The 21,476-nt window shown below is 61.4% G+C and carries 22 protein-coding genes and 1 pseudogene; 12 read left to right on the top strand and 11 right to left on the bottom strand.

All coding sequences use genetic code 11. The features are described from left to right. Positions 1-2: 2 nt before the first annotated feature. The 7 genes from EFB14_RS14130 to EFB14_RS14100 all read left to right on the top strand — a co-directional run bounded on the left by EFB14_RS14130 (position 3) and on the right by EFB14_RS14100 (position 4,432). Positions 3-422: a Na(+)/H(+) antiporter subunit B gene (locus tag EFB14_RS14130; protein WP_126826164.1), complete on the top strand. Its 420-nt coding sequence runs from the start codon at positions 3-5 to the stop codon at positions 420-422. Next, positions 422-799 carry a Na+/H+ antiporter subunit C gene (locus EFB14_RS14125; protein WP_126826644.1) on the top strand — a complete coding sequence of 126 codons (378 nt, stop codon included), beginning with the start codon at positions 422-424 and terminating at the stop codon, positions 797-799. Before EFB14_RS14130 ends, EFB14_RS14125 begins: the two co-directional genes overlap by 1 nt. A gap of 58 nt (positions 800-857) precedes the next feature. Then, entirely contained in the window at positions 858-2,411 is a 1,554-nt protein-coding gene (locus tag EFB14_RS14120) for a Na+/H+ antiporter subunit D (protein ID WP_126826161.1), read from the top strand. Continuing rightward, positions 2,408-2,881 (top strand): Na+/H+ antiporter subunit E, encoded by a 474-nt coding sequence (locus EFB14_RS14115; RefSeq protein ID WP_126826158.1) that lies wholly within the window; start codon positions 2,408-2,410, stop codon positions 2,879-2,881. Before EFB14_RS14120 ends, EFB14_RS14115 begins: the two co-directional genes overlap by 4 nt. Further along, a complete protein-coding gene (locus EFB14_RS14110; RefSeq protein ID WP_126826155.1) occupies positions 2,878-3,231 on the top strand; it encodes a cation:proton antiporter in 354 nt (117 codons plus the stop codon). Before EFB14_RS14115 ends, EFB14_RS14110 begins: the two co-directional genes overlap by 4 nt. Further along, positions 3,228-3,560: a monovalent cation/H(+) antiporter subunit G gene (gene mnhG, locus EFB14_RS14105; protein ID WP_126826152.1), complete on the top strand. Its 333-nt coding sequence runs from the start codon at positions 3,228-3,230 to the stop codon at positions 3,558-3,560. The genes EFB14_RS14110 and mnhG overlap by 4 nt, the downstream gene beginning before the upstream one ends. Before the next feature lie 440 nt (positions 3,561-4,000). Beyond that, complete coding sequence (locus EFB14_RS14100) at positions 4,001-4,432, top strand: Ros/MucR family transcriptional regulator (RefSeq protein WP_008528845.1); 432 nt, start codon at positions 4,001-4,003, stop codon at positions 4,430-4,432. Between the two features lie 283 nt (positions 4,433-4,715). Here the strand turns inward: EFB14_RS14100 and EFB14_RS14095 are convergent, their stop codons facing one another. Further along, positions 4,716-5,138 (bottom strand): SufE family protein, encoded by a 423-nt coding sequence (locus EFB14_RS14095; RefSeq protein ID WP_126826149.1) that lies wholly within the window; start codon positions 5,136-5,138, stop codon positions 4,716-4,718. 335 nt (positions 5,139-5,473) lie between these two features. Continuing rightward, entirely contained in the window at positions 5,474-5,968 is a 495-nt protein-coding gene (locus EFB14_RS14090; protein WP_126826145.1) for a DUF5330 domain-containing protein, read from the bottom strand. A gap of 412 nt (positions 5,969-6,380) precedes the next feature. Between EFB14_RS14090 and EFB14_RS14085 the strand changes: the two genes are divergently transcribed. From EFB14_RS14085 to EFB14_RS14075, 3 genes are all read left to right on the top strand, one after another. Continuing rightward, positions 6,381-7,961 carry a sensor histidine kinase gene (locus EFB14_RS14085; RefSeq protein WP_210302824.1) on the top strand — a complete coding sequence of 527 codons (1,581 nt, stop codon included), beginning with the start codon at positions 6,381-6,383 and terminating at the stop codon, positions 7,959-7,961. Next, entirely contained in the window at positions 7,933-8,853 is a 921-nt protein-coding gene (locus EFB14_RS14080) for a peptidoglycan-binding domain-containing protein (RefSeq protein ID WP_126826139.1), read from the top strand. Before EFB14_RS14085 ends, EFB14_RS14080 begins: the two co-directional genes overlap by 29 nt. 149 nt (positions 8,854-9,002) lie before the next feature. Continuing rightward, positions 9,003-9,347 carry a DUF1491 family protein gene (locus EFB14_RS14075; RefSeq protein WP_126826136.1) on the top strand — a complete coding sequence of 115 codons (345 nt, stop codon included), beginning with the start codon at positions 9,003-9,005 and terminating at the stop codon, positions 9,345-9,347. A gap of 12 nt (positions 9,348-9,359) precedes the next feature. On the opposite strand, the gene EFB14_RS14070 is transcribed toward EFB14_RS14075, so the two are convergent. From EFB14_RS14070 to EFB14_RS14050, 4 genes are all read right to left on the bottom strand, one after another. Continuing rightward, the gene (locus tag EFB14_RS14070; RefSeq protein ID WP_126826133.1) at positions 9,360-10,409 is read right to left on the bottom strand and encodes a DUF2336 domain-containing protein; all 1,050 of its coding nucleotides are present in this window, start codon (positions 10,407-10,409) and stop codon (positions 9,360-9,362) included. 1,129 nt (positions 10,410-11,538) lie between these two features. After that, the gene (locus tag EFB14_RS14060) at positions 11,539-12,087 is read right to left on the bottom strand and encodes a DUF1254 domain-containing protein (RefSeq protein WP_126826128.1); all 549 of its coding nucleotides are present in this window, start codon (positions 12,085-12,087) and stop codon (positions 11,539-11,541) included. Beyond that, positions 12,080-12,667 (bottom strand): DUF1214 domain-containing protein, encoded by a 588-nt coding sequence (locus EFB14_RS14055; RefSeq protein ID WP_126826125.1) that lies wholly within the window; start codon positions 12,665-12,667, stop codon positions 12,080-12,082. Before EFB14_RS14055 ends, EFB14_RS14060 begins: the two co-directional genes overlap by 8 nt. Positions 12,668-12,816: 149 nt before the next feature. Continuing rightward, positions 12,817-14,979: a transglycosylase domain-containing protein gene (locus EFB14_RS14050; RefSeq protein WP_126826121.1), complete on the bottom strand. Its 2,163-nt coding sequence runs from the start codon at positions 14,977-14,979 to the stop codon at positions 12,817-12,819. 196 nt (positions 14,980-15,175) lie between these two features. Here EFB14_RS14050 and EFB14_RS14045 point away from each other — a divergent pair, with 196 nt between their 5' ends. Further along, positions 15,176-15,652 carry a YcgN family cysteine cluster protein gene (locus tag EFB14_RS14045; protein ID WP_126826119.1) on the top strand — a complete coding sequence of 159 codons (477 nt, stop codon included), beginning with the start codon at positions 15,176-15,178 and terminating at the stop codon, positions 15,650-15,652. Positions 15,653-15,658: 6 nt separating this feature from the next. Here EFB14_RS14045 and EFB14_RS14040 read toward each other — a convergent pair whose 3' ends face one another. Beyond that, the gene (locus EFB14_RS14040) at positions 15,659-16,219 is read right to left on the bottom strand and encodes a TetR family transcriptional regulator (RefSeq protein ID WP_126826116.1); all 561 of its coding nucleotides are present in this window, start codon (positions 16,217-16,219) and stop codon (positions 15,659-15,661) included. Positions 16,220-16,334: 115 nt separating this feature from the next. Between EFB14_RS14040 and EFB14_RS14035 the strand changes: the two genes are divergently transcribed. After that, positions 16,335-17,249: an SDR family oxidoreductase gene (locus EFB14_RS14035; RefSeq protein WP_126826113.1), complete on the top strand. Its 915-nt coding sequence runs from the start codon at positions 16,335-16,337 to the stop codon at positions 17,247-17,249. Between the two features lie 9 nt (positions 17,250-17,258). On the opposite strand, the gene EFB14_RS14030 is transcribed toward EFB14_RS14035, so the two are convergent. From EFB14_RS14030 to EFB14_RS14015, 4 genes and pseudogenes are all read right to left on the bottom strand, one after another. Then, entirely contained in the window at positions 17,259-18,362 is a 1,104-nt protein-coding gene (locus EFB14_RS14030; protein WP_125846251.1) for a fatty acid desaturase, read from the bottom strand. A gap of 804 nt (positions 18,363-19,166) precedes the next feature. Further along, positions 19,167-19,501: pseudogene (locus tag EFB14_RS14025) on the bottom strand (hypothetical protein). 26 nt (positions 19,502-19,527) lie between these two features. Beyond that, positions 19,528-19,905, bottom strand: a complete 378-nt coding sequence (locus tag EFB14_RS14020; RefSeq protein ID WP_183604854.1) for a hypothetical protein — start codon at positions 19,903-19,905, stop codon at positions 19,528-19,530. A 93-nt stretch (positions 19,906-19,998) separates the two neighbouring features. Next, positions 19,999-21,393: an MFS transporter gene (locus EFB14_RS14015; RefSeq protein WP_125846249.1), complete on the bottom strand. Its 1,395-nt coding sequence runs from the start codon at positions 21,391-21,393 to the stop codon at positions 19,999-20,001. Between the last annotated feature and the right edge of the window lie 83 nt (positions 21,394-21,476).

Here is a 21,476-nt window from a genome sequence, read left to right as displayed (position 1 = left end):
GCATGAACACCCTGATCTTCCGCACCGTCGCTCCGTTCCTCACCGCGCTGATGCTGCTCTTTTCCGTCTTCGTTCTGTTGCGCGGCCATAACGAGCCGGGCGGCGGCTTCATCGGCGGGCTGATCGCCGCCTCTGGACTGGCGGTCTACGGCATTGCTCGCGGCGTTTCCGCCGTTCGCCGTGCGCTGTTCTTCCATCCACTATCGATTGCCGGCGCCGGCCTGCTGCTTTCGACGATGGCGGGCCTTCTCTCCATCTTCTTTGCGGTTCCCTTCATGACCGGTCTCTGGATCTATCCGAGGCTTTTCGGTGTGGAGGTACCGCTGTCGAGCGTCCTGCTCTTCGATATCGGCGTCTATCTGGTCGTGCTCGGCGCCATTGCCTCGATCGCGCTGGCGCTGGAAGAAAGGGAGGTGGAATGATGGAACCGCTTCTTTCGATCCTCGTCGGCCTGTTCTTCGCCGCCGCCATCTATCTGATGCTGTCGAAATTCTCGATCCGCATCATGCTCGGCATCGCCATCCTCGGCAACGCCGTCAACCTCCTGCTCTTTACATCGGGCCGGCTGACACGCGAAGTGCCGCCGATCATCCCGGCGGGTCTCGACGCCTTGCCCTCCGGCACGGCGAACCCGCTGCCGCAGGCGCTCATCCTGACCGCGATCGTCATCTCCTTCTCTTTCCTCGCCTTCCTGCTGGTGCTGACCTACCGCGCCTATCAGGACCTCGGCACCGACGACACCAGCGAAATGCATGCGGCCGAGCCCGACGACCGGCTGTTGCCGCCATTGGGGTATTGAGGCGGATGTTTGTGCGGATGCTCACCCCCCTCTCTTCCGATAGTGGAGGCGCCACCTGATGGCCGCCCCAGCCTCCACCGTCGATCTCTCCGCCGCCATGATCGCCGCACCAGTGCCGATCGGGCACTGGCTCGCCATTCTGCCGGTCGCCCATTGCCTCACGCTCGGCGCCGTCCTGCTGATGGTGCGCGCCTATCCACGGCTGCAGGCCTGGCTTGCCATATCGGGTCTCATGCTGCTGACGCTGATGGATGCGGCGCTGCTGGCCAAGGTTGCGACAGAGGGACCGCTCACCATGGTCATGGGCCGCTGGCTGCCGCCCTTCGGGATTGCATTCACCATCGACCTTTTCGGTGCGCTGATGGCGTTCACCGCAGCTCTTGCCGCGCTCGCCGGAGGCATCTATGCGCTTGCCGATATTGGTGAAAGCGGCCGGCGGTATGGTTTCTTCCCGCTGCTCATGCTTTTGATGGCAGGCGTCACCGGCGCCTTTCTGACCGGCGATATCTTCAATCTCTACGTCTGGTTCGAGGTGCTGCTGATCTCCTCTTTCGGGCTGATCATCCTCGGCTCCGAACGCGAACAGATCGACGGCGCGCTGAAATATGCGGTGCTCAATCTCATCGCCACGACCTTGTTCCTGGCCGGCGTCGGCATTCTTTATGCCATTTTCGGCACGCTCAACATGGCCGATATCGCCGCAAAGGCGACGGACTTGCGCGGCACGGCGCCGCTGATGACGCTTGCAAGCCTCTTCCTGCTCGCCTTCGGCATGAAGGCAGCGGCGTTTCCGGTCAATTTCTGGCTGCCGGCCTCCTACCATACGCCGCGCATCGTCGTCTCCGCGCTCTTTGCCGGCTTGCTCACCAAGGTCGGCATCTACGCCCTGATCCGGGTGATGGTCATGCTGCAGCCGGTCGAGCGCGAGGAACTGGGCTTCCTGATCGCGCTCGCTGCGGCTGCGACCATTCTGGTCGGCGCCCTCGGCGCGCTTGCCGAAAACGACATCCGCAGGCTGTTCGGCTATGTCGTCATCTCGGGCATCGGCAACATGCTCGCCGGTGTGGCTCTCGGCGGGGTTGACGGCATCAGCGGCGCGGTCTTCTATGCGGTCCATTCCATGGTGCTGATGACGGCGCTCTATCTTGCCGCCGGCCAGATCGCCCGGCGCGGCGGCGGCTTTTCGCTCTCGGCTCTCGGCGGGCTCTACAGGCAAAGCGGCGGTTTCACCGCAGTCTCCTTCGTGCTCTTCCTTGCCGCCTGCGGCCTGCCGCCCTTTTCCGGCTTCTGGCCGAAAGTCATTCTCGTCAAGGCTTCGCTCGATATCGGCGCCTGGTGGCTGGCGGCCTCGATGCTCACCGGAGGTTTTCTGACGACGATCGCCTTCGGGCGCCTCTTCCTGCTCGCCTATTGGCGCCCAGCGCCGATGGCGCTCGCCCCGTCGAGGAGGTGTTGGCGCACCGGGCTGTCGCTCGCTGCGCTGACGGCGCTAGTTATCGGCTTCGGCATCATGCCTGAACAGCTGTTGCGATTGTCGCAATCGGCCGCAGCCGGTCTTGTCGACCGCCAAGCCTATGTTCATTCGGTCTTTCCGGAAGGGCGCGCGCCGTGACGGCCTTCCTCTTCAACCTGCTGCTCGCCATTGGCTGGGTTGCCGTCACCGGCAGCGTCTCGCTGCTCAATCTGATCTTCGGCTTCCTGCTCGGGGCCTTGGCGCTCTTCATCATCCGCGAACCCTTCGGCGGCAAGACCTATCCGCGCCGCCTTCGGCCGGTGCTCTCGCTTGCCGCTTTGTTCCTGAAGGAATTGTCGCTGTCGGCCTGGAAGGTCACGATCACGGTTCTCTCGCCCGACATGAAGCTGAAGCCCGGCATCTTTGCTTTCCCTTTGACGGTAACGAGCGATTTCGAGATCACTCTGCTCGCAAACCTCATCACACTGACGCCAGGCACGCTTTCGGTCGACGTCTCCACAGATCGCCGCACGCTCTATGTCCACGCGCTCGATTGTTCCGATCCCGAGACGACGAGGCGGAACATCGCCAACGGTTTTGAACGCAAGATCATGGAGGCCTTCCGGTGATCACGCCCGCTGCCATCATCACGGCCGCATCCTCGGGCGCCCTCGTCATCCTTGGCCTGGCGCTGCTTCTGACCGTCTGGCGGGTCATTGCAGGTCCGACATTGCCGGATCGCATCCTCGCCCTCGACATGCTGACCGGCATAGCGATCGGCTTCATCGCCGTCATCGCGATCAAGACCGGTTTTTCGCTCTATATCGATATCGCCATCTCGCTCGGCCTTGTCGGCTTCCTGGCAACCGTCGCCTTCGCCCGCTTCGTGCTGTCGCGCGGCAGCATCAAATCACCACCTTCCGCCGCGGCGGCGAAAGGCAAGGCCAAAAAACGCCGGACGGGGAGGAAGAGGCAATGATGGATTATGTCGTCGCAGCCGTCACGGCCCTGCTGCTGATCGCCGGTGCGCTCTTTGCGCTTTCGGCGGCGATCGGCCTCGTCAGGCTGCCCGATCTCTATACCCGTATGCATTCGGCCTCGAAGGCAGGGACTGTCGGCTCGGGATTGCTGCTCTTTGCCGCCGGCCTTTATTCCGAAGATTCGGTGATTCTCGCCCGCGCCCTTGCCGGCTTCATCTTCTTCCTGCTGACGGCGCCGGTGTCCGCACATCTGCTTGCGAGGGCGGCCCACCGCTCGGGATATGATCTCGGCGATATCTCGGTACGCGACGATATGGCCAAGCGCTGACAGATATGCTGTTTGGCGACTTTACCAGATTTATGCAAAACTTATGCACAGGAAGCTGTGAGTAAAGCTTGATAGCGGGCCCCTCAATTCTTCGTCAGCTATTTTTTCTCAAGAAAAACGACAAATAATAATTGGCGTTTCGGCCAAACGATGGTATTTGAAAATGCAAGTAGAGTTCTGATTGTGAATTACAATCCTACTGCTTCCAAGTCCCTCAGTTTTGATTTTCAATGTCTAACTGAGGCCATCGCCTGGGGCACGACGTAGTGGTTTTCGATCAGGCAGTATAAGAACAGGTCTCGGTCTTCGGAATCTAGGGGTGGATTTCGTGTTTTTCGGAACAGAAGGTCGCTTCCTGTACTTTTGCTGTTTGCTTCTACGAGGAGGGTCTTTGACGCGTCAGTCAAGGGCCGTTTGAGCATGCTAACAGGAGAAAGAATATGACGGATATAGCGACCGGCAATGGGCCGGAGCTGCTTGTGGAACTGACGGCCGACATCGTCGCGGCTTATGTCAGCAACCATGTTGTACCGGTCAGCGACCTGGCCAATCTGATTTCCGACGTGCATTCGGCACTCAGCAACACGTCCGTACCGCAGCCCGCTGCGGCGATCGTCGAAAAGCAGAAGCCTGCAGTTTCTGTCCGCAAATCGGTGCAGGACGAGCAGATCACGTGTTTGGAATGCGGCGGCAACTTCAAGTCCCTCAAGCGTCACCTGATGACGCATCACAGCCTCTCGCCGGAGGAATACCGCGAGAAGTGGGACCTGCCGACCGATTACCCGATGGTAGCGCCCGCTTATGCTGAAGCGCGTTCGCGCCTGGCAAAGGAAATGGGCCTGGGGCAGCGCCGCAAGCGCGGCCGCGGCTGAGCTTTTTTGAAAGCAACCAACGACAAAAGCCGGGTCTTACGCCCGGCTTTTTTGTATTCATTCAGGACGAGGAAAATTCTCTCCAGTATTTCGCGCCCTTTGGCAGCGGATCCAGGCGCGGGAGCTGATATTGCGAGGTCTCCCGTCTTTTGCTTCACCGGGAGGCGCAGAATGTATTCCTGTATTATGAGCAAGTGTTAATATACTCGGATGCCAGGACGGCGCTTCCGAATCGATCGGTTTGCGGCGAACGTTTCTCGACGCCGATCAGCTCCAATCGCGTTCAAGCCGCGGCGCGAACCCTTGCCTCTTCGCGGATCCTGTTCACCATCGATCGCAGTCCGTTCGAGCGCTGCGACGACAAATTCTCCACCAGACCGATCTTCGAGAATATCTCGAAGGCATCGAGGCCGGCGATCTCGGATGCCTTCTTACCGGAATAGGTGGCAAGCACGATGGCGACCAGGCCACGCACGATATGGGCGTCCGAATCACCCTCGAAACTCATGACGGGATTGTCGGGGTCGCCTGTCGTATGCGTCACCAGCCACACCTGGCTGGCGCATCCCATCACCTTGTTCTCGGAGGTGCGCTTCTCCTCCGGTAGTTCGGGCAGCGCCTTGCCGAGCTCGATGACGTAGCGGTAGCGGTCTTCCCAATCGTCCAGGAAAGTGAAGTCGTCGATGATCTGGTCGAGGGATGCCATGGAAAAGCCTTTCACCGTTCAAGCAATTCCAGCAAAAGTGCGCAGCGGTTTTGCATCCGGAATGCGTCAGGAAAAGCTCTTGAAGTGCATATAGGTGAAAGACCAGCGGATTTGAACCGTTAAAGCAATCCCAGGCAAAGCGCGCAGCGATTTTGCCGCGAATTACGCAAGCAAATAGAAAAAACGCCGTGAGGGATGGGCATCCTCACGGCGCAGCAACATGCTGAATTGAACAGGGCAGGCACGTCAGGCATGGGGCATTTCCGCGTCATGCGGACCACCGATGCAAGCTAGAAAACCGAAGGTGTTGTGGGCATGTGCCCGCGAAAGTTTCGTCAAGTCGCCGGTTTCGGCGTCGGCAGCGGAATAGCGCCTGTTACGACAGTCGCGGCTGTATCCTCGTCATCGACCGGCGGACGATAAGGCATCGGCTGGTTCAGCGCGGCTTTTGCCTCGCGCACCTTCTCCTGAAGCGAAGGCGCGGCGAGGGAGGGAATGTTGAGTGCGATCGGCGTCTGCGGTCCGGCAAGTTTCGCTGTCGCCGGCGCCTCGTCCTTGAATTGGCTGTCGAGGAGTTCATAGGCGACGCGGGCGCCTTCACGAGCCCGGTAGCCGAGCGCTGTGAAGGTCTCCGCGCCCTTGGCGCAGACCTCAGGTTTTTCCGAGCACATGCCTGTGAGATAGTCATAGGCGCCGCTTGCCGCCGTCAACGCGTCCGAAAGCTGCAATTGTGGGCCATTGGCCAGCTTGTCGGAACTCTCCGTGCTGAAGACGGAAAGAAGCACGAGCACAAGGCCAAACCAGAAGGATCCTTTGATCAGAAACCACATTGTCGTTGCCCATCCTGTTTTCCCGTCCGGTTCTTGTCGCCGAATCAGGCCGGTTGTCCGGTGTGCTTTCACCCTACCGCCAAGTTGCGAATGCCGCTTTTCGAAACTCACCCGCATTTGCGGCAAATTTAGTTCGAATTTTAGCGAAGGGTATTTGAGCCGCATTTAATTCGAATGTGAGCGATTGCCGTTAAACATCAGGGCAGCACCTCCTTGCAATTGCAGGGCTTTTGCCCGCTCGCCTTGCCACAGGAGTTAACGCGATACTGAAATATGAGGAAAATCCGTCGCTTACCCCCCATTAACCACAAAAGGCAAAGAGCCTTCCATATGCCTCAAAACGGGAATTTCGGCCCTTTCAGGCTGTGAACAGCGCTTTTGCCTTATCCTTTCTTTAAGTCGCCGGGGCCTATTGTCCGGATCGATAGACAGCCTTTTCGGCGGGTATTGCGTGCGTGTATTGAGTGACATTGGCGGCTGGGCGACGGCCCTCGTAGACCGGGCAGCGACAAGCTGGCTCTCCCGGACGGGAGGCGGCGAAGCCGTGCGCCAACGCGAGCTAGCAATTCTGCGCCGCCTCGTCCTCATGTCGTCGGCCGCTCTCGTTGCTGCTCCGATCGGCCTGTCGGCCGTCACCAGCCCTGCCGTCGCCTTGCCGGCGGGTGTCGCCATGGTTTGCGCCGCCTTTCTCTTTTCTGCCGTCGGCAGCATCGCGCTCGCCCGTCAGGGTTCGCCCGCCGGCATCGCCACGCAGTCGGCCGAGGATTTTTTCCTTACGGCCACTCCGGGCCTCGTCTTCTTCCTCGATCCGCACGGCAGTGTGGTGACCGTCGGCGGCCGCGACCGCCGCGATTTCCTCGCCTGGATGCGCGATCCCAAGGGCAGGGGCTTCCTCGAACAGGTGCATGTCTCCGACCGCATCCTTTTCCTGCGGGCACTCGATCTTCTGCGCCGGGGCGAAGATGCTGCGAGCGTCGATCTCCGTCTCGACCGGCCTTCGGTCTCGCGCGATCAACGTCAGTTTGCACATTTGAGAATGGACATGACCGCCCGCCGCGACGCGGACGGCGAGCTTGCCGCCGTCATCGCCCAGCTGCGCGACGTCTCCGTCGAACAGCAGCTGCGTGACGAAGCCCAGAACCGCGCGGCCGATGCCGAATCCGCAAACGATGCCAAATCGCGCTTCCTTGCCGCCGTCAGCCACGAGCTGCGCACGCCGCTGAACGCCATTCTCGGTTTTTCCGATATCCTGATCGGTGAATATTTCGGCAAGTTCGAAAACGACCGCCAGCGCGAATATGTGGGACTGGTCCGCGAATCCGGCGCGCATCTGCTGTCCGTCGTCAACACCATGCTCGACATGAGCAAGATCGAGGCTGGTCGTTACGAACTGATTCTCGAAGCTTTCGATATCGCAAGCTCGGTCAAATCCTGCGAATCGATGCTAGCATTGCAGGCCAAAACCAAGGGCGTCACCCTAACGAGCCGTATCCAGCGCGGCCTCGGCGAAATCGTCGCCGATCAGCGCGCCATCCAGCAGATCCTCATCAATCTTGTCGGCAACGCCGTAAAGTTCACCGAGGCCGGCGGCGTCGTCTCCGTCGATGCAGCGGCGCGCGACGGCATTCTGAAGCTGACGGTCAGCGACACCGGCATCGGCATTCCGGCCGATAAGCTGGCGTTGCTCGGCCAGCCCTTCGTCCAGATCCAGAATGACTATACCCGCCGGTTCGAAGGCACCGGCCTCGGCCTTTCGCTGGTCAAGGGGCTGGTCGCACTGCACGGTGGAAACTTCGCCATCGCCAGCCAGCCCGGCGAAGGCACGATCATTACCATTGAGATCGCGGTTGACGGCTCGGGCGCCAAGCGCGCAGAAGATGCCGGTCATGCCGCGACTGTCGAGTTTCCTCCGCGGCTGAAGGGCGCGGTCAACACCGGGGTAGAATTGGAAGAGGGGCTTTTCGATGGCCGTGCGCAAGCGAAAATCGCCTAAGGGTAAAAGAGGTCGGCAGCAGCCGGGCCTTTTGATAACGGGCGCCGCCGCCCTCGGCGGTCTCGGCCTGCAGGGCGCATCCGTGCTCGGCGGCGTCATCGGCCGCAATCCGTCGGTCGCCGGCGGCACGATCGCCTTCGTCGTCATCTTCTCCTTCGTCGCAGCCAACGCACTGTGGTATCAGCCGGGCTCGCACCCGCACCCGATTTTCCGTACCCGCGACCCGCAGTTTCCGAATGTGCTCGGCGCCCATCGCCCGGCCGAGGAACAACAGGGCGACGTCACCACATTCCGGATCGAACGGCCGCAGGACGCAACCGCCACCAACGCGACGCCGGCGCCTGCCGCGCCCGGTCAGCAGCCGAGCCAGCTCGTCATGGACATCCAACAGCAACTGGTGCGTCGCGGCCTCTATAACGGCATCCCCGACGGCATTATCGGCCCCCGCACCAGTGCGGCCATCCTCTTTTTCGAGGAGACGGTCGGCATGGCTCAGACCGGGGATGCGACGCCGGAGGTCCTGGCGGCGCTGAAAACCGATGCTGCCGGTCCCTCGACCGTGCCCCCCGAAAAGCCGCATGAGGATGTGAGTTCGAAAGCGTCGGCGGAAGATCCGGTCGCAGCCGCGATCCGCAGCGCCGAAAAGACGATCAAAACGGCCCCATCAGCCGCAAAGCAGGTTCCGTCGAGCGAAGTCACCAATGTCGATCTGGTGCTGAAGATCCAGAAGGGTCTTTCCAACATGGCCTATGCCAATGTCGGCGTCGACGGCGTCGCCGGCGAGCAGACCCGCGCGGCCATCCGCCATTTCCAGAAGCACTACAACCTGCCCGAAAACGGCGAACCGAACGAAGCGGTGCTGAAGAAACTCAGGGAAATCGGCGCGATTTAGCACCAAGGCCGCCCCCGCAAGCGGAAGTTCTTGCAGTCGTAGCCGCCAGACGACGTCATCTGGAACATCCAACCGTCGCATCTTCGGCCTTACCGGATCAAGGCTGACCCCGGATTGCCGCAGCCTGCGCGCCGGTCTATACCGCGCCGATGAGATTACGCGCCGACATTTTCGTTTCCGCCCTCCTGCGCCGCGTCTTCGCCAGCGGCGATTTTGCCGCCGTCGAGAAAAAGGGCGCGGAGGAGGCCGGTGCGATCTTCATCCGCCAGCACTTCCGCGACGGCCTGGAAACGCTCTACGCACCCGCGCCGCAGACCGCCTTCGACGAAGACCAGGCCGGCGACCGCCTGTTCGAGATCCGACTGACGCGAGCCGAGCCGGAGGCGATACGCGCTATGCTGGAGCGCGAACGCAGGTTCGATCCCGATCTCTGGATCGTCGAGCTCGAGGCGGAGGAATTGGGCGATATCATTCCGCTCGCGCGGGACGGCTGATGGCCTTTAAACTCAGCGAGACCGCCGCCCCAAGGCGCGCATGTCGCGCTGCGGCGGCGCCTGACGGATGACGCGATAGTTGGCCGCTTCCGATGGCGCGGACGTATGGGGCACGTCCGATTTGTAAGTGTAGCGATCCGCGCGTCGCCAGGCTTCCACACGTTCGTGGCACTCTTCCGGGTCGAGCGCATCGAGTACCATCCAGCCGCGCGTGACGTTGTGCTGCTGTTCGGCAAGGTGCGGATAGAGCTTTTCAAGCACGAAGACGGAGTCGAGAAAGCCCATACCGAGGCTCGTCAGCGTCGTGGCAAGCTGCTGGCCTGAAAGATCGAGCATGATGCGCTCCGCAAGCCAGCGGCTGGCGGAAAGCGCATTGGCAAGCGCCGTTGCGAAATGCGTCGCCTCGCGGGAGCGGGCGAAGCGCACCAGCAGCGCCTCCTGAATGTCGGTGAGCGTCCGCAGGCCGAGCCGGTCCTCATCGTTGCGGCCGAGATGACCGGCAAGGTCGAGGATGCGCTCACGCAATGCTGTTTCATTGGCAACCCGCTGTCCCTCCAGCGCATCTGCCTCATTCGTTTCGGTCGGTATCGGCGAAAGCGGCACGGCCGGTGTTTCGGTAATGGGAGCCACCGGGGCAGCGGACCTCGGGCCGGCCTGGCGCAACGCCACCAGGGCGTCGATGACCTTCGGCGAGAGCGAGTCGCGGCTGACGATCGCCTTCACATGCGCCTTGCCTTGCGTGCGGGCGATAGTGATCAGCGTATCGTCGCTGATTGCCTGTGAGGCGGTAAGGAAAGGAGCCGCGATTTCGATCGGCTGGCTGCCAATGAACAGCGCCACGGCTGCAGGCATGTGTTCGCATTGGGACAGAGCGGCAACCGCCTGGCGCCTGGCCTCGTCGGAGGAAGCCTGGAACAGCGGGGTGAAAAGCTCGGCAAACTGGCGCAGCTCGGATCGTGTCGGATGAGACAGATTCTCGAAACTGCTGACAGTCGCCATCAATACCACGTCCTTTTTCCTGACGGCCAAGGGGCCCTCTAGGTCTCTAAACCGGTCACGCACAAGCACACCCTGAAAACGCAGAACAAGGGGAACCACGGGCCAATATGCGCTGGCGGAACGCATGTCAGGCCATACGGTTATGAACAAATCCTACACCGGTACGGTTAATGCATGCTGAAGATTTTATTAAAATGCAACAGAAATACACACGTTTAGCGTGCTCTAATATTATTAGCCGGCAATATAAATCGACTTGTTTTTGAAGGGGCATTGCGGCGATTGAGCATCGAGTTGTGGCTCTGGAAAAGGTCAGGTGTTCCGCTGATCGCGCAGTGCGTGCGGCAGCTCTGGCAGCTGTCGTGACCGGCGTGACAAAGATCGAAATGCCCTGGATGCGTCAGATTGCGCCCCGATGCTCTTGATGTCGGCGCGCGTCCGCTCAGCTGGTATCCAGCGCGGCGCGACAGCACAGCGATCCCGGGGCGAGAACATCGCTTGCCCTCAGCATTTCCGCCAAGGGGGTGAATGATCCCTGATCGATCGCTGCCCGGAACGATTGATCGACACGGGCGAAAATACGAATATTTTCGTGACGTATATTTGCAACACCATCCCTGCGCCCCGGCTAAACCAAGCGCATTCTCGCCAACCATATGAATTTCTTTTAATTTTATGGTTCGATTCACGTGGTGCTTTTGTGCAGATGGCGTGAAACCAAAATAACTGTCTACGCGTTACAAGCAAATCACGGCAACTATGTTTGGCATCAGCCAAATATTAGTAAACTGTTAACTGTCATGTGTCTCAATTCGGATAGGAACGACGCGATTTGAGTATCTGGATCGTTGAAACTCCGCATCACGGTATTTCGATCAGGTGCCGTGGGAAAGGCGCGAATGCCCTCGGTCCGGTCATCCCGGCATCGCAGGACGCGCCGGCCCGCAGATTGGCGGGCAGGGTGAAATCCATCGCAAGTTCATCCGTCTCGGGCAGTGCATGGAGACGAGAATGGCAATAATAGTCGCATTGGCGGATCGGCAGCCACGGACGCCGCGTCGCCCGGATAAAGAGCCTCGTGAAGGCAAAATCCTATGGTTCACCGGCGTTCGTTATGAGCGTTTGGCCGAGAGCCCGAAACATCGCCCGGCGCCTGCGCCGCGCGTCAACAAAAAGTAACGCGTCTTCAACCTCAGCGCGTGGTGAATTGTTCGCAGCCCGCTTCCGAGAGGAAGTTCCGCGCGGATTCATCAAAACTCGTCTGCGGCGCCAGCGTCCGCAGCACGGCATAACCGTCCGGCCGCGCCATTTCCACCAGGATTGTCTGCTGCAGCTCCTGCGGCAGGTTCTTGCGCAGGTCCGTAAGCTGGATCGGGCCGCCGGCCAGCACATCGAGCGCGCCGCCGACCGATGTCCGGTCGTTCATGCTGAAGACCTCGTTGGAAGCGCTGTCATAGATCGCGATCGACCAGAACGGCACTTTGCCCTTGGCCGTGAAGTGCACCGGGGCATCCTCGACATCGAAGGAACAGACGGCGGTGCGCACGAACGGGTCGCCGTTGGCAAGGCCGGCGTCGTCATACGCGTTGCTCAGCAGGTAGAAATTATTGAGGTCGCCTTCCGCCTCTATGCGGGTCGCTGCGTCCTTGCCGGTGAAATGGGGCAGCGAAAGGATAATGATCAGATGCAGCAGCGCTGCGCCGAAAAGACCGGTGAGGACGGCGAAGAATATCCTAAGCATTGCCGCATCCGGTCTTCGTGAGCTTCGGCATGGCGAGATCGATCACGCCGGAACTGCCGGCAGTCGGCGTGTCGAATAGCGTCAACACCAGCCGGAACGTGCCGGCCTGCGGCAGCGCCAGCCAATTGCCCGGCTGCGCACCGGCCGATATTTCGATCGAGAAGCTGCTGTCGGGTTGGCGCAGCACCGTCCATGAGTTCAGGGCTGAGGGAAGCCCGGGTTTCATCGCCGCCGGATTGCCGCCGTTGTCGGCGGTGAAGAGGGTCCAGAGCCGGGCAGGGGGCGTCTGTCCGCTGATGCGGTAGCGGCAGCCGGCATTCAACCGCGCGCCTTCGTCATCGACGCTTGCCGTGAAGGTCAATCCCTCAGCGCTGCCGTAAAGCAGCTTGCCGGCGCGTGCCCGGTGCGACTTGGCGTAAGGGTCGGCATCGACGGTCTGCAATGCCGGAAAGGCTTCCCAGGCGCCGAGCTTGATCGCCCCAAAACCCTGTGTCGCATCCAGTGCGTAGAGCGTGATCATGATCCCGCCGCCGAAGGCGACGATCAGCGTGACCAGGATGAAAAGGGGAAATCGAAACACATCATGACCTTGGAAACCACATCGGATGAAAGGGTTACCACTGATTCTGGCAGGGTGGAATGCCGGGCCGGGAGATAGGCGCCGATCTATCCACGGTCACGCCCCGCGTGGGAGTGCCGGCTTACGCAATTTGAACATGCGCACGCCGGCTACTCGGCGCTCGCGACCTTCTGCGGCGCAAGCGGGGCGGCGCTCTTTAGCTTCTCGCCGAGATTTTTGAGGAGGTCGGTCGATTGAACCGAGAGCATGCGCGGCCGGATGAGCTGCGGCAACCCGTCCTGCGGTTTGGCGGCGGCTGTTTTGGCGAGGTCCTTCTCCGAAGGCAGGGCATTTTCGATGCCGGGGATGGCTCGCAGCGTGACACCTTGATGAGCATAATCCATGGCGCGCTTGAAGGTCATCGCGGGCAGTGAGCCGCCGGTCATGTTGTTGGTCGAGGTGTAGTCGTCATTGCCGAACCAGACGGCGCAGGTGTAATTGCCGGTGAAGCCGACGAACCAGGCATCGCGATAAGCCTGGGTCGTACCGGTCTTGCCGGCTGTCACGATGCCGTTGTCGAGGGCTGCCTTGCGTGCCGTGCCGACATAGGGAACACGCGATAGCATCTGGTTCATATAGGCGTCGGCCTGTTCGGACAGCACACGCTTCGGAGCAGGCTCGTCGTGATCGAAATCGTAGAGCACGTCGCCGCCGTAATCGAGGATCTGCGTGATGCCGTGGCGGCGCGATTGGTAGCCGCCGGCCGGGAAGGTGGCATAGGCGGTCGCCTGATCGAGCACCGTCACTTCGGATGTGCCGATCGGGATGGTGACGTCGTCGCGGATTGGCGTCTCGACGCCGAGGTTTTTCGCCATCGCCCGGATTGGCTGGATGCCGAGCTTCTCCTTGGCAAGCCGTACCGGCACGGTGTTGATCGACTGGGCTATCGCGGTCTCGAGCGTTATGCGGCCGGCATAGCGGTTGGCATAATTGTGCGGGCTCCAGTTGCCCCAGGAGATCGGCGCGTCGACGATCGTCGTCTGCGGCGTCATCCCGCTCTCCATGGCCACCGAATAGGTATAGACCTTGAATGAGGAGCCCGGCTGGCGCAGCGCCTTGGTGGCGCGGTTGAACTGGCTCTCGCCATAATCCCGCCCGCCGACCATGGCGCGCACCGCGCCGCCATTCTCGATCATCACCATGGCGCCCTGCTTGGCGTGATAGGCCTCGCCATATTCGCGCAGCGAAGTTTCGATCGAATCTTCGGCCGCCTGCTGGATGCCCATGTCGATCGTCGTGCGCACGATCAGCGAATGCTGGTGGAAGCGTGGAGAAAGCCGCTGTACCTCGTCGAAAGCCCAATCGAGGAAGAAATCGGGCGATTCCACCTCGTCGCGGTCGACGACGGTCGCCGGGTTGCGCCTGGCGGCGATCACCTGGCCTTCTGTCATCAGCCCGCTTTGCACGAGATTGGTCAGCACCTCGTTGGCGCGCGCACGTGCCGCCGGCAGGTTGACATGCGGCGCATATTTCGCCGGCGCCTTGAACAGGCCGGCAAGCATGGCGGATTCGGCAAGGTTCACGTCGGTGATGTTCTTGCCGAAATAGAATTGCGCCGCGGCAGCAGCACCAAAGGTACCGCCGCCCATATAGGCGCGGTCGAGATAGGTGGAGAGGATTTCCTTCTTGGAGAGGTTCGCCTCCAGCCACAGGGCCAAGAAGGCCTCGGTGATCTTGCGGTCGATCGAGCGCTCGTTGGAAAGGAAGAGGTTCTTGGCGAGCTGCTGCGTCAGCGTCGAGCCGCCCTGCACGACTTCGCCGGCCTGGGCATTGGTGACCATGGCGCGGAACAGGCCGATGGCGTCGATGCCGAAATGGTCGAAGAAACGCCGGTCCTCGGTCGCGATGACTGATTTGATCAGCGAATCCGGCAACTCGTCGATCGGTACGGAATTCTGGTGGATGACGCCGCGATGGCCGATGACGTTGCCGTAGCGGTCGAGGAAGGTGACGGCGAAATCGCCGCGGTTGCGCCAGTCTTCCTTGGTGGCTTCGAATGCCGGCTGGGCGAGCGCCAGCATCAGTACCATGCCGGCAGCGCCGAGCGTCAGCCCTTCGCCCGCCAGTTCGAAAACCATGCGCTTCCAGCCACGGACGCGGAAGCGGCGGAAGAAGATGGTGGTATCTTCCCAGATCTCGGCGGCGCGGAAGCCGGCATTCCAGACGGTCGAATCGATCCACGAATCGATGCGCAGCAGAATGTGACGGCTCTTCGCCGGCCGCTTGTCCGCTTCCTTTTCTGGCCCGTTTTCTGGGTTGTCCGGATCTTGCACGTCCTGTATTCCCGCCTGATCGCGCTTCGGTCATGCCCGGCTGCCGGAAAGCGGCGAAAGCGCGAAGCCACCATAGGGCCGCAAAGCTCCCCGATACTAGGAGCATGCTGAAGAATTGATTGATTTTGCGGCTGATAACAAGAGAGATGAATGGCGGTCACGTGAATTTGCGGGCCGCTGTTGCAAGAAACGAACGATGAACGATCTGCCCTTCTGGAAGAGCAAGACGCTTGCCGAAATGACCGTCGCCGAGTGGGAAAGCCTCTGCGACGGCTGCGGCCTCTGCTGTCTCAACAAGATCGAGGAATGGGATAGCGGCGATATCTATTTCACCTCCGTCAGCTGCAAGCTGCTCGACGGCCAAAGCTGTCGCTGCTCCAGCTATGAGAACCGCTGGGAATTCGTGCCAGATTGCGTGCAGCTGACGAAGGAGAACGTGCCTGACATCGCCTGGCTGCCGCCCACCTGCGGCTACCGGCTGGTCGGCGAGGGGCGCGACCTCTACTGGTGGCATCCGCTCGTCTCCGGCGATCCCGAAACCGTCCACGCTGCGGGTATTTCTGCGCGAGGACGCACGATCAGCGAAAGCGAGATCGATATCGACGATCTCGAGGATTATGTCGTCGACTGGCCGCTGACCGTCGGCGAGGAGAAGGACGACGAGAAAGCGTAAGCGGGCTTAGGATTTCACGGCTGCGAGGAAACGTTGCAGCTCGGTTTCCACATAGGTAGAGATCGGCCCGTCTGCGCCAAAACCCCACCAGAGCAGCGAGCCCTGCCATTGCGACAGCATCAGCCGGGCGATCGTCTCCGGCGCCTGCGCCGATCCAAAACATTGGACGAGAGCGGCCCTCAGTGCTTTGCCCCACGCTGCACCACGGGCGCGCAGCACGGGATCGCGGAAATCCTCGCGTAGCACCAGCAATCCCTCGCCATAGGCCGCGGCATCGTCGCCGTAATCCTGAGACAGGCCGACGAGCAGCGCGACAGCGCCCCTCGGCGTTTTCGGCACCGTCTCGGCAAGCCGAGCCGTCTCCGCGTCCAGCCTGTTCCAGGCATAAAGCAGCGCGGCGCGCAGCATTGCCGCCTTCGTCGTGAAACGCTGCACGAGTGTCGAGCCGGAAAGACCGCTCGCTTTCGCCACTGCCGCAAAGGTTGCGGCATCCGGCCCTTCGGCCTGGATCACCGCCAGCACCATGGCGAGAAGCTGCTCATCGGAAAGGGTACGGCGGCGCGGCATGAAATTCCTCTTGCATATTTATAAACGATCATTCGTTTATATGCAACGGACGCCGGTTGCGGCCGATCAATTCCCATCGCGGCATGAATGCCGTTCTAGCGTGGAGGAGGGAAAGATGACAGCGGACTTGCGGGACAAAGTGGCTTTGGTGGCGGGCGCGACGCGCGGCGCCGGCCGTGGCATCGCGATAGAACTCGGTGCCGCCGGCGCCACTGTCTATGTGACGGGGCGGACGACACGTGCGCAGCAATCTGAATATGCCAGGCCTGAGACGATCGAGGAGACGGCTGAGCTGGTAACGGCCGCAGGCGGAACGGGAATTGCCGTGCGGGTTGATCATCTCGTCAGGCAGGAGGTCGAGGCGCTGGTCGCCCGTATCCGCGGCGAGGCCGGTCAGCTCGATATCCTCGTCAACGACATCTGGGGCTGCGAGAAGCTGTTCGAATGGGACAAATCAGTCTGGGAGCATTCGCTGGACAAGGGCCTGCGGATGCTACAGCTCGGCATCGAGACGCATCTGATCACCGCCCACTACGCCCTGCCGCTGATGATCGAGCGGCCGGGCGGGTTGCTGGTGGAAATGACCGACGGCACGGCCGAATACAACGCCACGCACTATCGGCTTTCGCCCTTCTACGATCTCGTCAAAACGGGCGTCACCCGGATGGCCTGGGCGCATGCCCAGGATTTGGCAAAGCACGGGGCCACAGCCGTCTCGATCACACCCGGCTGGCTGCGCTCCGAAATGATGCTGGAGGCCTATGGTGTGCGAGAGGAGAACTGGCGCGACGCGACGAAGATTCAGCCACATTTCGCCATTTCCGAAACGCCGCGCTTCGTCGGCCGCGCCGTCGCGGCCGTCGCCGCCGATCCCGACCGCGCTCGCTGGAACGGTCAGTCGCTGTCGAGTGGCGGAATGGCAAAGATCTACGGCTTCGACGATATCGACGGTTCACGGCCGGATTGCTGGCGTTACCTGGTCGAAGTGCAGGAGCCGAGCAAGCCGGCAGATGCGACGGGCTACCGCTAAGGCCGCTCACTATCCCGCGGCGGCGAGCCGCGCCGCATCGCGAAACGAGACCAGCCGCTTCGTCTGTTCGTCCCACAGCACCAACTTGACGCAGCGCAGGCTTTCCATGAGCGTGATGCGGCCGATCTCGGCAAGTTCCGGATGGTCCCGCAGCACCTCAGGCAGCCGGTAGTAGGGCACCCGGCTCGACAGATGATGCACATGGTGGATGCCGATATTGCCGGTAATCCAGCGCAGCACCGGCGGCAGATCGTAGTGCGAGGCGCCGTGGAGTGCCGCGTGCTGGAACTGCCAGTCCGGCTTCTTCGACCAATGCGTTTCCTCGAACTGGTGCTGCACATAGAACAGCCAGACGCCGGCTGCGCCCGCAAGCAGCACGATCGGCAGATGCACCAGGAGAAACGGAATGATCCCGACCGTCCAGATCAGAAGTGCGGCGGCCACTGCGATGGCAAGGTTGGTCGCCATGGTCGAGATCCATGGCAGTGCGCCGGAGCGCATCATGCCGAAAGGCAGGCGCTGCTTGATGATGAACAGCCATGCCGGTCCGATCCCGAACATCACGATCGGGTTCCGGTAGAGCCGGTAGCCGAGCCGGCCCCAACGCGACAGCGCGTTGTATTCGGCGATCGTCAGCGTCTCGATGTCGCCAACGCCGCGCTCGTCCAGGTTTCCGGCCGAGGCGTGGTGTTCCGCATGCGCCCGGCGCCAATAGTCGTAAGGCGTCAGCGTCAGGATGCCGATCACGCGTCCAACCCAGTCGTCGACGCCGCGATGGGCAAAAAACGAGCCGTGACCGCAATCATGCTGGATCATGAACAGCCGGAGCAAGAAAGCGGCGGCAGGGACGACGAGGATCAGGCCGGGCCAGAAGCTGTAATGAACCGCCGCCCATGCGGCAGCCCAGAACAGTGCGAAGGGAACGACGGTGACGGCAAGCTCGAAAGTGCTCCGTCCGGCTCTCGGCTGGCGATATCCGGCAAGGATCTTCAACCAGCGTTTTTCGGCAAAAAGGGCGGCATCTCCTCCGGATCGCTCCGGGTTTTCGCCAGGCTCGCCCGAAGGCGCAACTCGGATTTCCTCGTACTCGTTACGGCGCGCAGATTCGATCACAGAGCGCCGCCATGAAAGGCCGCGATGGCTGAAAAGCCGAGTGCAATCACCACGGCCGAGCGAATGAGGAAGAGCGGATAGTCGAAGTGGTACATCGTATGGAGAGTGATCATGGTTGCAGCAATTCCTGTTTTTTCCAAAGCATGTCAATGGATGATAATGTCGCGCTGGAGCGCGGCGCATCCGAGAGGGCGCGCTATCACTTTGAATTCACGCATAATGCTCTCGCAAATCGATCCTGCTGCCACGCGCTGCGAGGGCGAAAGCCGGCGGCTCGATAAGAGGCTTATTTCTTTGGAGCACTGCCGTGTGGCGCGGTTTGGGTCGCCGTCTTCATCTGATTGGCGAATGTGCTTTCCACCTTCGCGGCCTGCTTGTCCTTCTTCGGCTTCCGGACCTCGCGATTGCTTCTGACTTGTCCTTTTGCCATCGATGATATCTCCCTTTGAGATCGAAATTGAAAGCCGCAGCCTGCGTGGTATTCGCCCCGCTTGTCGATCGCGATTGGAGATCGCGGGATCGTCATGAGGGGCAGCCCGACAACACCGGGCCGCAGGGGTGAAATGAAAATGATGCCTGCTGAAACCGCATCGCAGTCTGGAGGCGGATGACCGGAGAGGTCACCGAAAGCCAAACCCGACGTTGAGACGGGACGTCACCATGCTTTCGCGATCGGGAAAATGGCGGGCCGGAAATCCGGTCACCGCAAATGCCGCATCGGCCAAATCAGCGAGCTTTTCCTATAGAACAAAATTGAGGTGCCATTAAGGCCGCTGCCGCAGGAAAGCCACATTTCCACAGGGCTTAGTCAAGCATGGGAAACAGGCGGATCAGCTTCGTTTTTCCATGTCCGCTCTGCCCGATGCCGACATGATGTCGCGAGCCAGGCAAAGCTCTATGTCCCTTCCGATGTCGAGTGGCACCTGCATGCCGCCGGCCTTGAGCAGGCGGTCGGTCATCGACAGAAGCAGATCGACCCGTGCCTGGCAGCCGTCAATTTTGAGGAGCGCCACCCGGCGCTCCCTGTCGATGTCTGCAAGATCCCGTGCCTGCTGTCGTTGTTGATATGCCTCGAACTGCATCCATCCGAAATAACCGGCCGCTGCGACCGAGATACAAGGGAGCAGGGTTTTCCGCATAACGATCCTTCGGAGGTGGGCGGCGCTTAGCTGGCGACGCGTCTTTCACGCGGCAATCCCTGTATCGCATATCGGTTGAAGACGGGGGTCACCGCTTTCGGCGGCGTCTTTGACTTGCCGAAATGGTATTCGAGCGCCCGTGCCAGCATGGCCGGCGAGGTGACGCCCTCCTGAAACAGTCTGATCAGCAGTATAGCCGCGACGTTGAAGACCCGTTCGTTGTCGATCAGGATTTTGGCGTCATAGCCGGCATCGTCGAGCACGCCCTGAAGCATGTCGAGATCGGATGAGGTCAGATATGGCTTTTCGGAAGTGGAAGACATCGGTCCTCCTTTCGTCGGGGCGAGGGGATAAGGACCCTCAGTCGGCAGCGCCCGTACAATGGCTGCCGAAGGTGGGACCATGCGCCTTTCGCCGAGGCGGAGCAACAGGATTCTTGCATATATCGCTTCTGTTCATGAGGAGCCCGCACCGGTCAGGGTGCGGGCCGATGATGGTCATTCCGCCGCCTGATAGGCGGGCGCGACCGATGTCCGCGGGCCGGCGGCCGCAAGCAGGGTGATCGCCACCGCAAGCAGCGCTACGAAGGCGATGCCGGCGACATAGGGATCCCATCCGAATTGCGGCGATGCACTGAAGACTGCCGAGGCGGCTGCAAGCACGATGCCGCCGCCGATCTGGAACGAAGCAAAGAGCAGTCCGGAGGCGAGCCCCGACTTATTCTCTTCCACGTCGGAAAGTGCCGCAACCTGCACCGAGGGGTAGGTCATGGCGTAGCCGAGGCCGAGCGGGATCTGCGAGAACAGGACGAGCAGGATCGGGTCGACATGGCCGAATGCGGTCACCCAGAAGATGTAGCTGAACGCCTGCAGACCGACACCCGTAGCCATCAGGCCGGTGGTGCCGCGATTTTGCGCCAGCGTCGCAAAACGCGGCGCCAGGAACATCACGAAGACGCCGCCAAGCGCGAAGCAGAAGCCGGTGGTGAAGGCCGACCAGCCTATGACGTTCTGGTAGTAGAGCGTCGCCAGGAACTGGAAGCCGACATAAGCGCCCTGGAAGAGGGCGGCAACCGCATTGGAATGCCGCAGCCTGGCCCGGCGGAACATGCCGAGCGGCACCATCGGATCGGCATGGCGCGCTTCAACCAGCAGGAAGAGCAGGATCAGCACCAGCGATGCGAGCAGCGAACCCCAGGTCGGGAAGGCTTGCCAGCCGGTGGCCGCGGCATTGGTGATGCCGAAGACGAAGAGCAGCAGGCCGGGCGTGATCGTCAGTGCCCCGGCCCAGTCGAAGGCAGGCCGCGGTCCCGTCCTCTTCGGGTCGGCGGGCAGCACCAGCGGCGCAAGAACGAGCGTCAGGATGGCAACAGGCGCGCCCATGACAAGCGTCGCCCGCCAGCTGAAGATCGTCGCCGCGCCGCCGAGCACCATGCCGAGCACGAAGCCGGCGGCGCCGGTGGAGGAGAAGACCCCGAGCGCCTTTGCCCGCGCTTTTCCCTCGCCAAAGACCGAGAGCAGCAGGGCAAGGGCCGCAGGCGCCGTGAAAGCAGCGGCAATGCCCTTGATCAGTCGGGCGGCGATCAGGGTCGGCCCGCTGTCGACGAAGCCGCCGGCGATACTGGCGGCCGCAAAGATCGCCAGCGACCAGAGGAAGACGCGGCGGTGGCCGAAGACGTCGGCAACCCGGCCGCCAAGCAGCAGGAAGCCGCCATAACCGAGTACATAGGCACTGACGGCCCATTGCAGCGAGGTCGCCTCCATGCCGAGTTCGGCCTGGATGGCGGGGAGCGCTACGCCGATGGTGGAGACATCCATGGCGTCGAGAAAGTTGGCGGCGCAGAGCAGCAGCAATGCCAGCCCCGCTCCGCTTCGCGATTTGGAAAGAGTCATCGAAATCGTTCCTTCTTTGCTGCCGCCTTATCGGGGGAGGTTTGCCGGGCGGCAGGGAACGAGAAAATGTACAGCTTCCTTTC

This window comes from Rhizobium fabae (assembly GCF_003985135.1).
GTDB classification, from domain to species: domain Bacteria; phylum Pseudomonadota; class Alphaproteobacteria; order Rhizobiales; family Rhizobiaceae; genus Rhizobium; species Rhizobium pisi.
This window is presented reverse-complemented; position numbering and strand designations above follow the sequence as displayed.

Bases quoted from the DNA above. Each gene is read 5' to 3' on its own strand.
- mnhG (WP_126826152.1), top strand. From the start codon at position 3,228: ATGATGGATTATGTCGTCGCAGCCGTCACGGCCCTGCTGCTGATCGCC.
- EFB14_RS14040 (WP_126826116.1), bottom strand. From the start codon at position 16,219: ATGCCGCGCCGCCGTACCCTTTCCGATGAGCAGCTTCTCGCCATGGTG.
- EFB14_RS14095 (WP_126826149.1), bottom strand. From the start codon at position 5,138: ATGGCATCCCTCGACCAGATCATCGACGACTTCACTTTCCTGGACGAT.
- EFB14_RS14020 (WP_183604854.1), bottom strand. From the start codon at position 19,905: ATGGTCCCACCTTCGGCAGCCATTGTACGGGCGCTGCCGACTGAGGGT.
- EFB14_RS14035 (WP_126826113.1), top strand. From the start codon at position 16,335: ATGACAGCGGACTTGCGGGACAAAGTGGCTTTGGTGGCGGGCGCGACG.
- EFB14_RS14130 (WP_126826164.1), top strand. From the start codon at position 3: ATGAACACCCTGATCTTCCGCACCGTCGCTCCGTTCCTCACCGCGCTG.
- EFB14_RS14120 (WP_126826161.1), top strand. From the start codon at position 858: ATGGCCGCCCCAGCCTCCACCGTCGATCTCTCCGCCGCCATGATCGCC.
- EFB14_RS14100 (WP_008528845.1), top strand. From the start codon at position 4,001: ATGACGGATATAGCGACCGGCAATGGGCCGGAGCTGCTTGTGGAACTG.
- EFB14_RS14080 (WP_126826139.1), top strand. From the start codon at position 7,933: ATGGCCGTGCGCAAGCGAAAATCGCCTAAGGGTAAAAGAGGTCGGCAG.
- EFB14_RS14075 (WP_126826136.1), top strand. From the start codon at position 9,003: ATGAGATTACGCGCCGACATTTTCGTTTCCGCCCTCCTGCGCCGCGTC.
- EFB14_RS14060 (WP_126826128.1), bottom strand. From the start codon at position 12,087: ATGCTTAGGATATTCTTCGCCGTCCTCACCGGTCTTTTCGGCGCAGCG.
- EFB14_RS14045 (WP_126826119.1), top strand. From the start codon at position 15,176: ATGAACGATCTGCCCTTCTGGAAGAGCAAGACGCTTGCCGAAATGACC.
- EFB14_RS14015 (WP_125846249.1), bottom strand. From the start codon at position 21,393: ATGACTCTTTCCAAATCGCGAAGCGGAGCGGGGCTGGCATTGCTGCTG.
- EFB14_RS14090 (WP_126826145.1), bottom strand. From the start codon at position 5,968: ATGTGGTTTCTGATCAAAGGATCCTTCTGGTTTGGCCTTGTGCTCGTG.
- EFB14_RS14125 (WP_126826644.1), top strand. From the start codon at position 422: ATGGAACCGCTTCTTTCGATCCTCGTCGGCCTGTTCTTCGCCGCCGCC.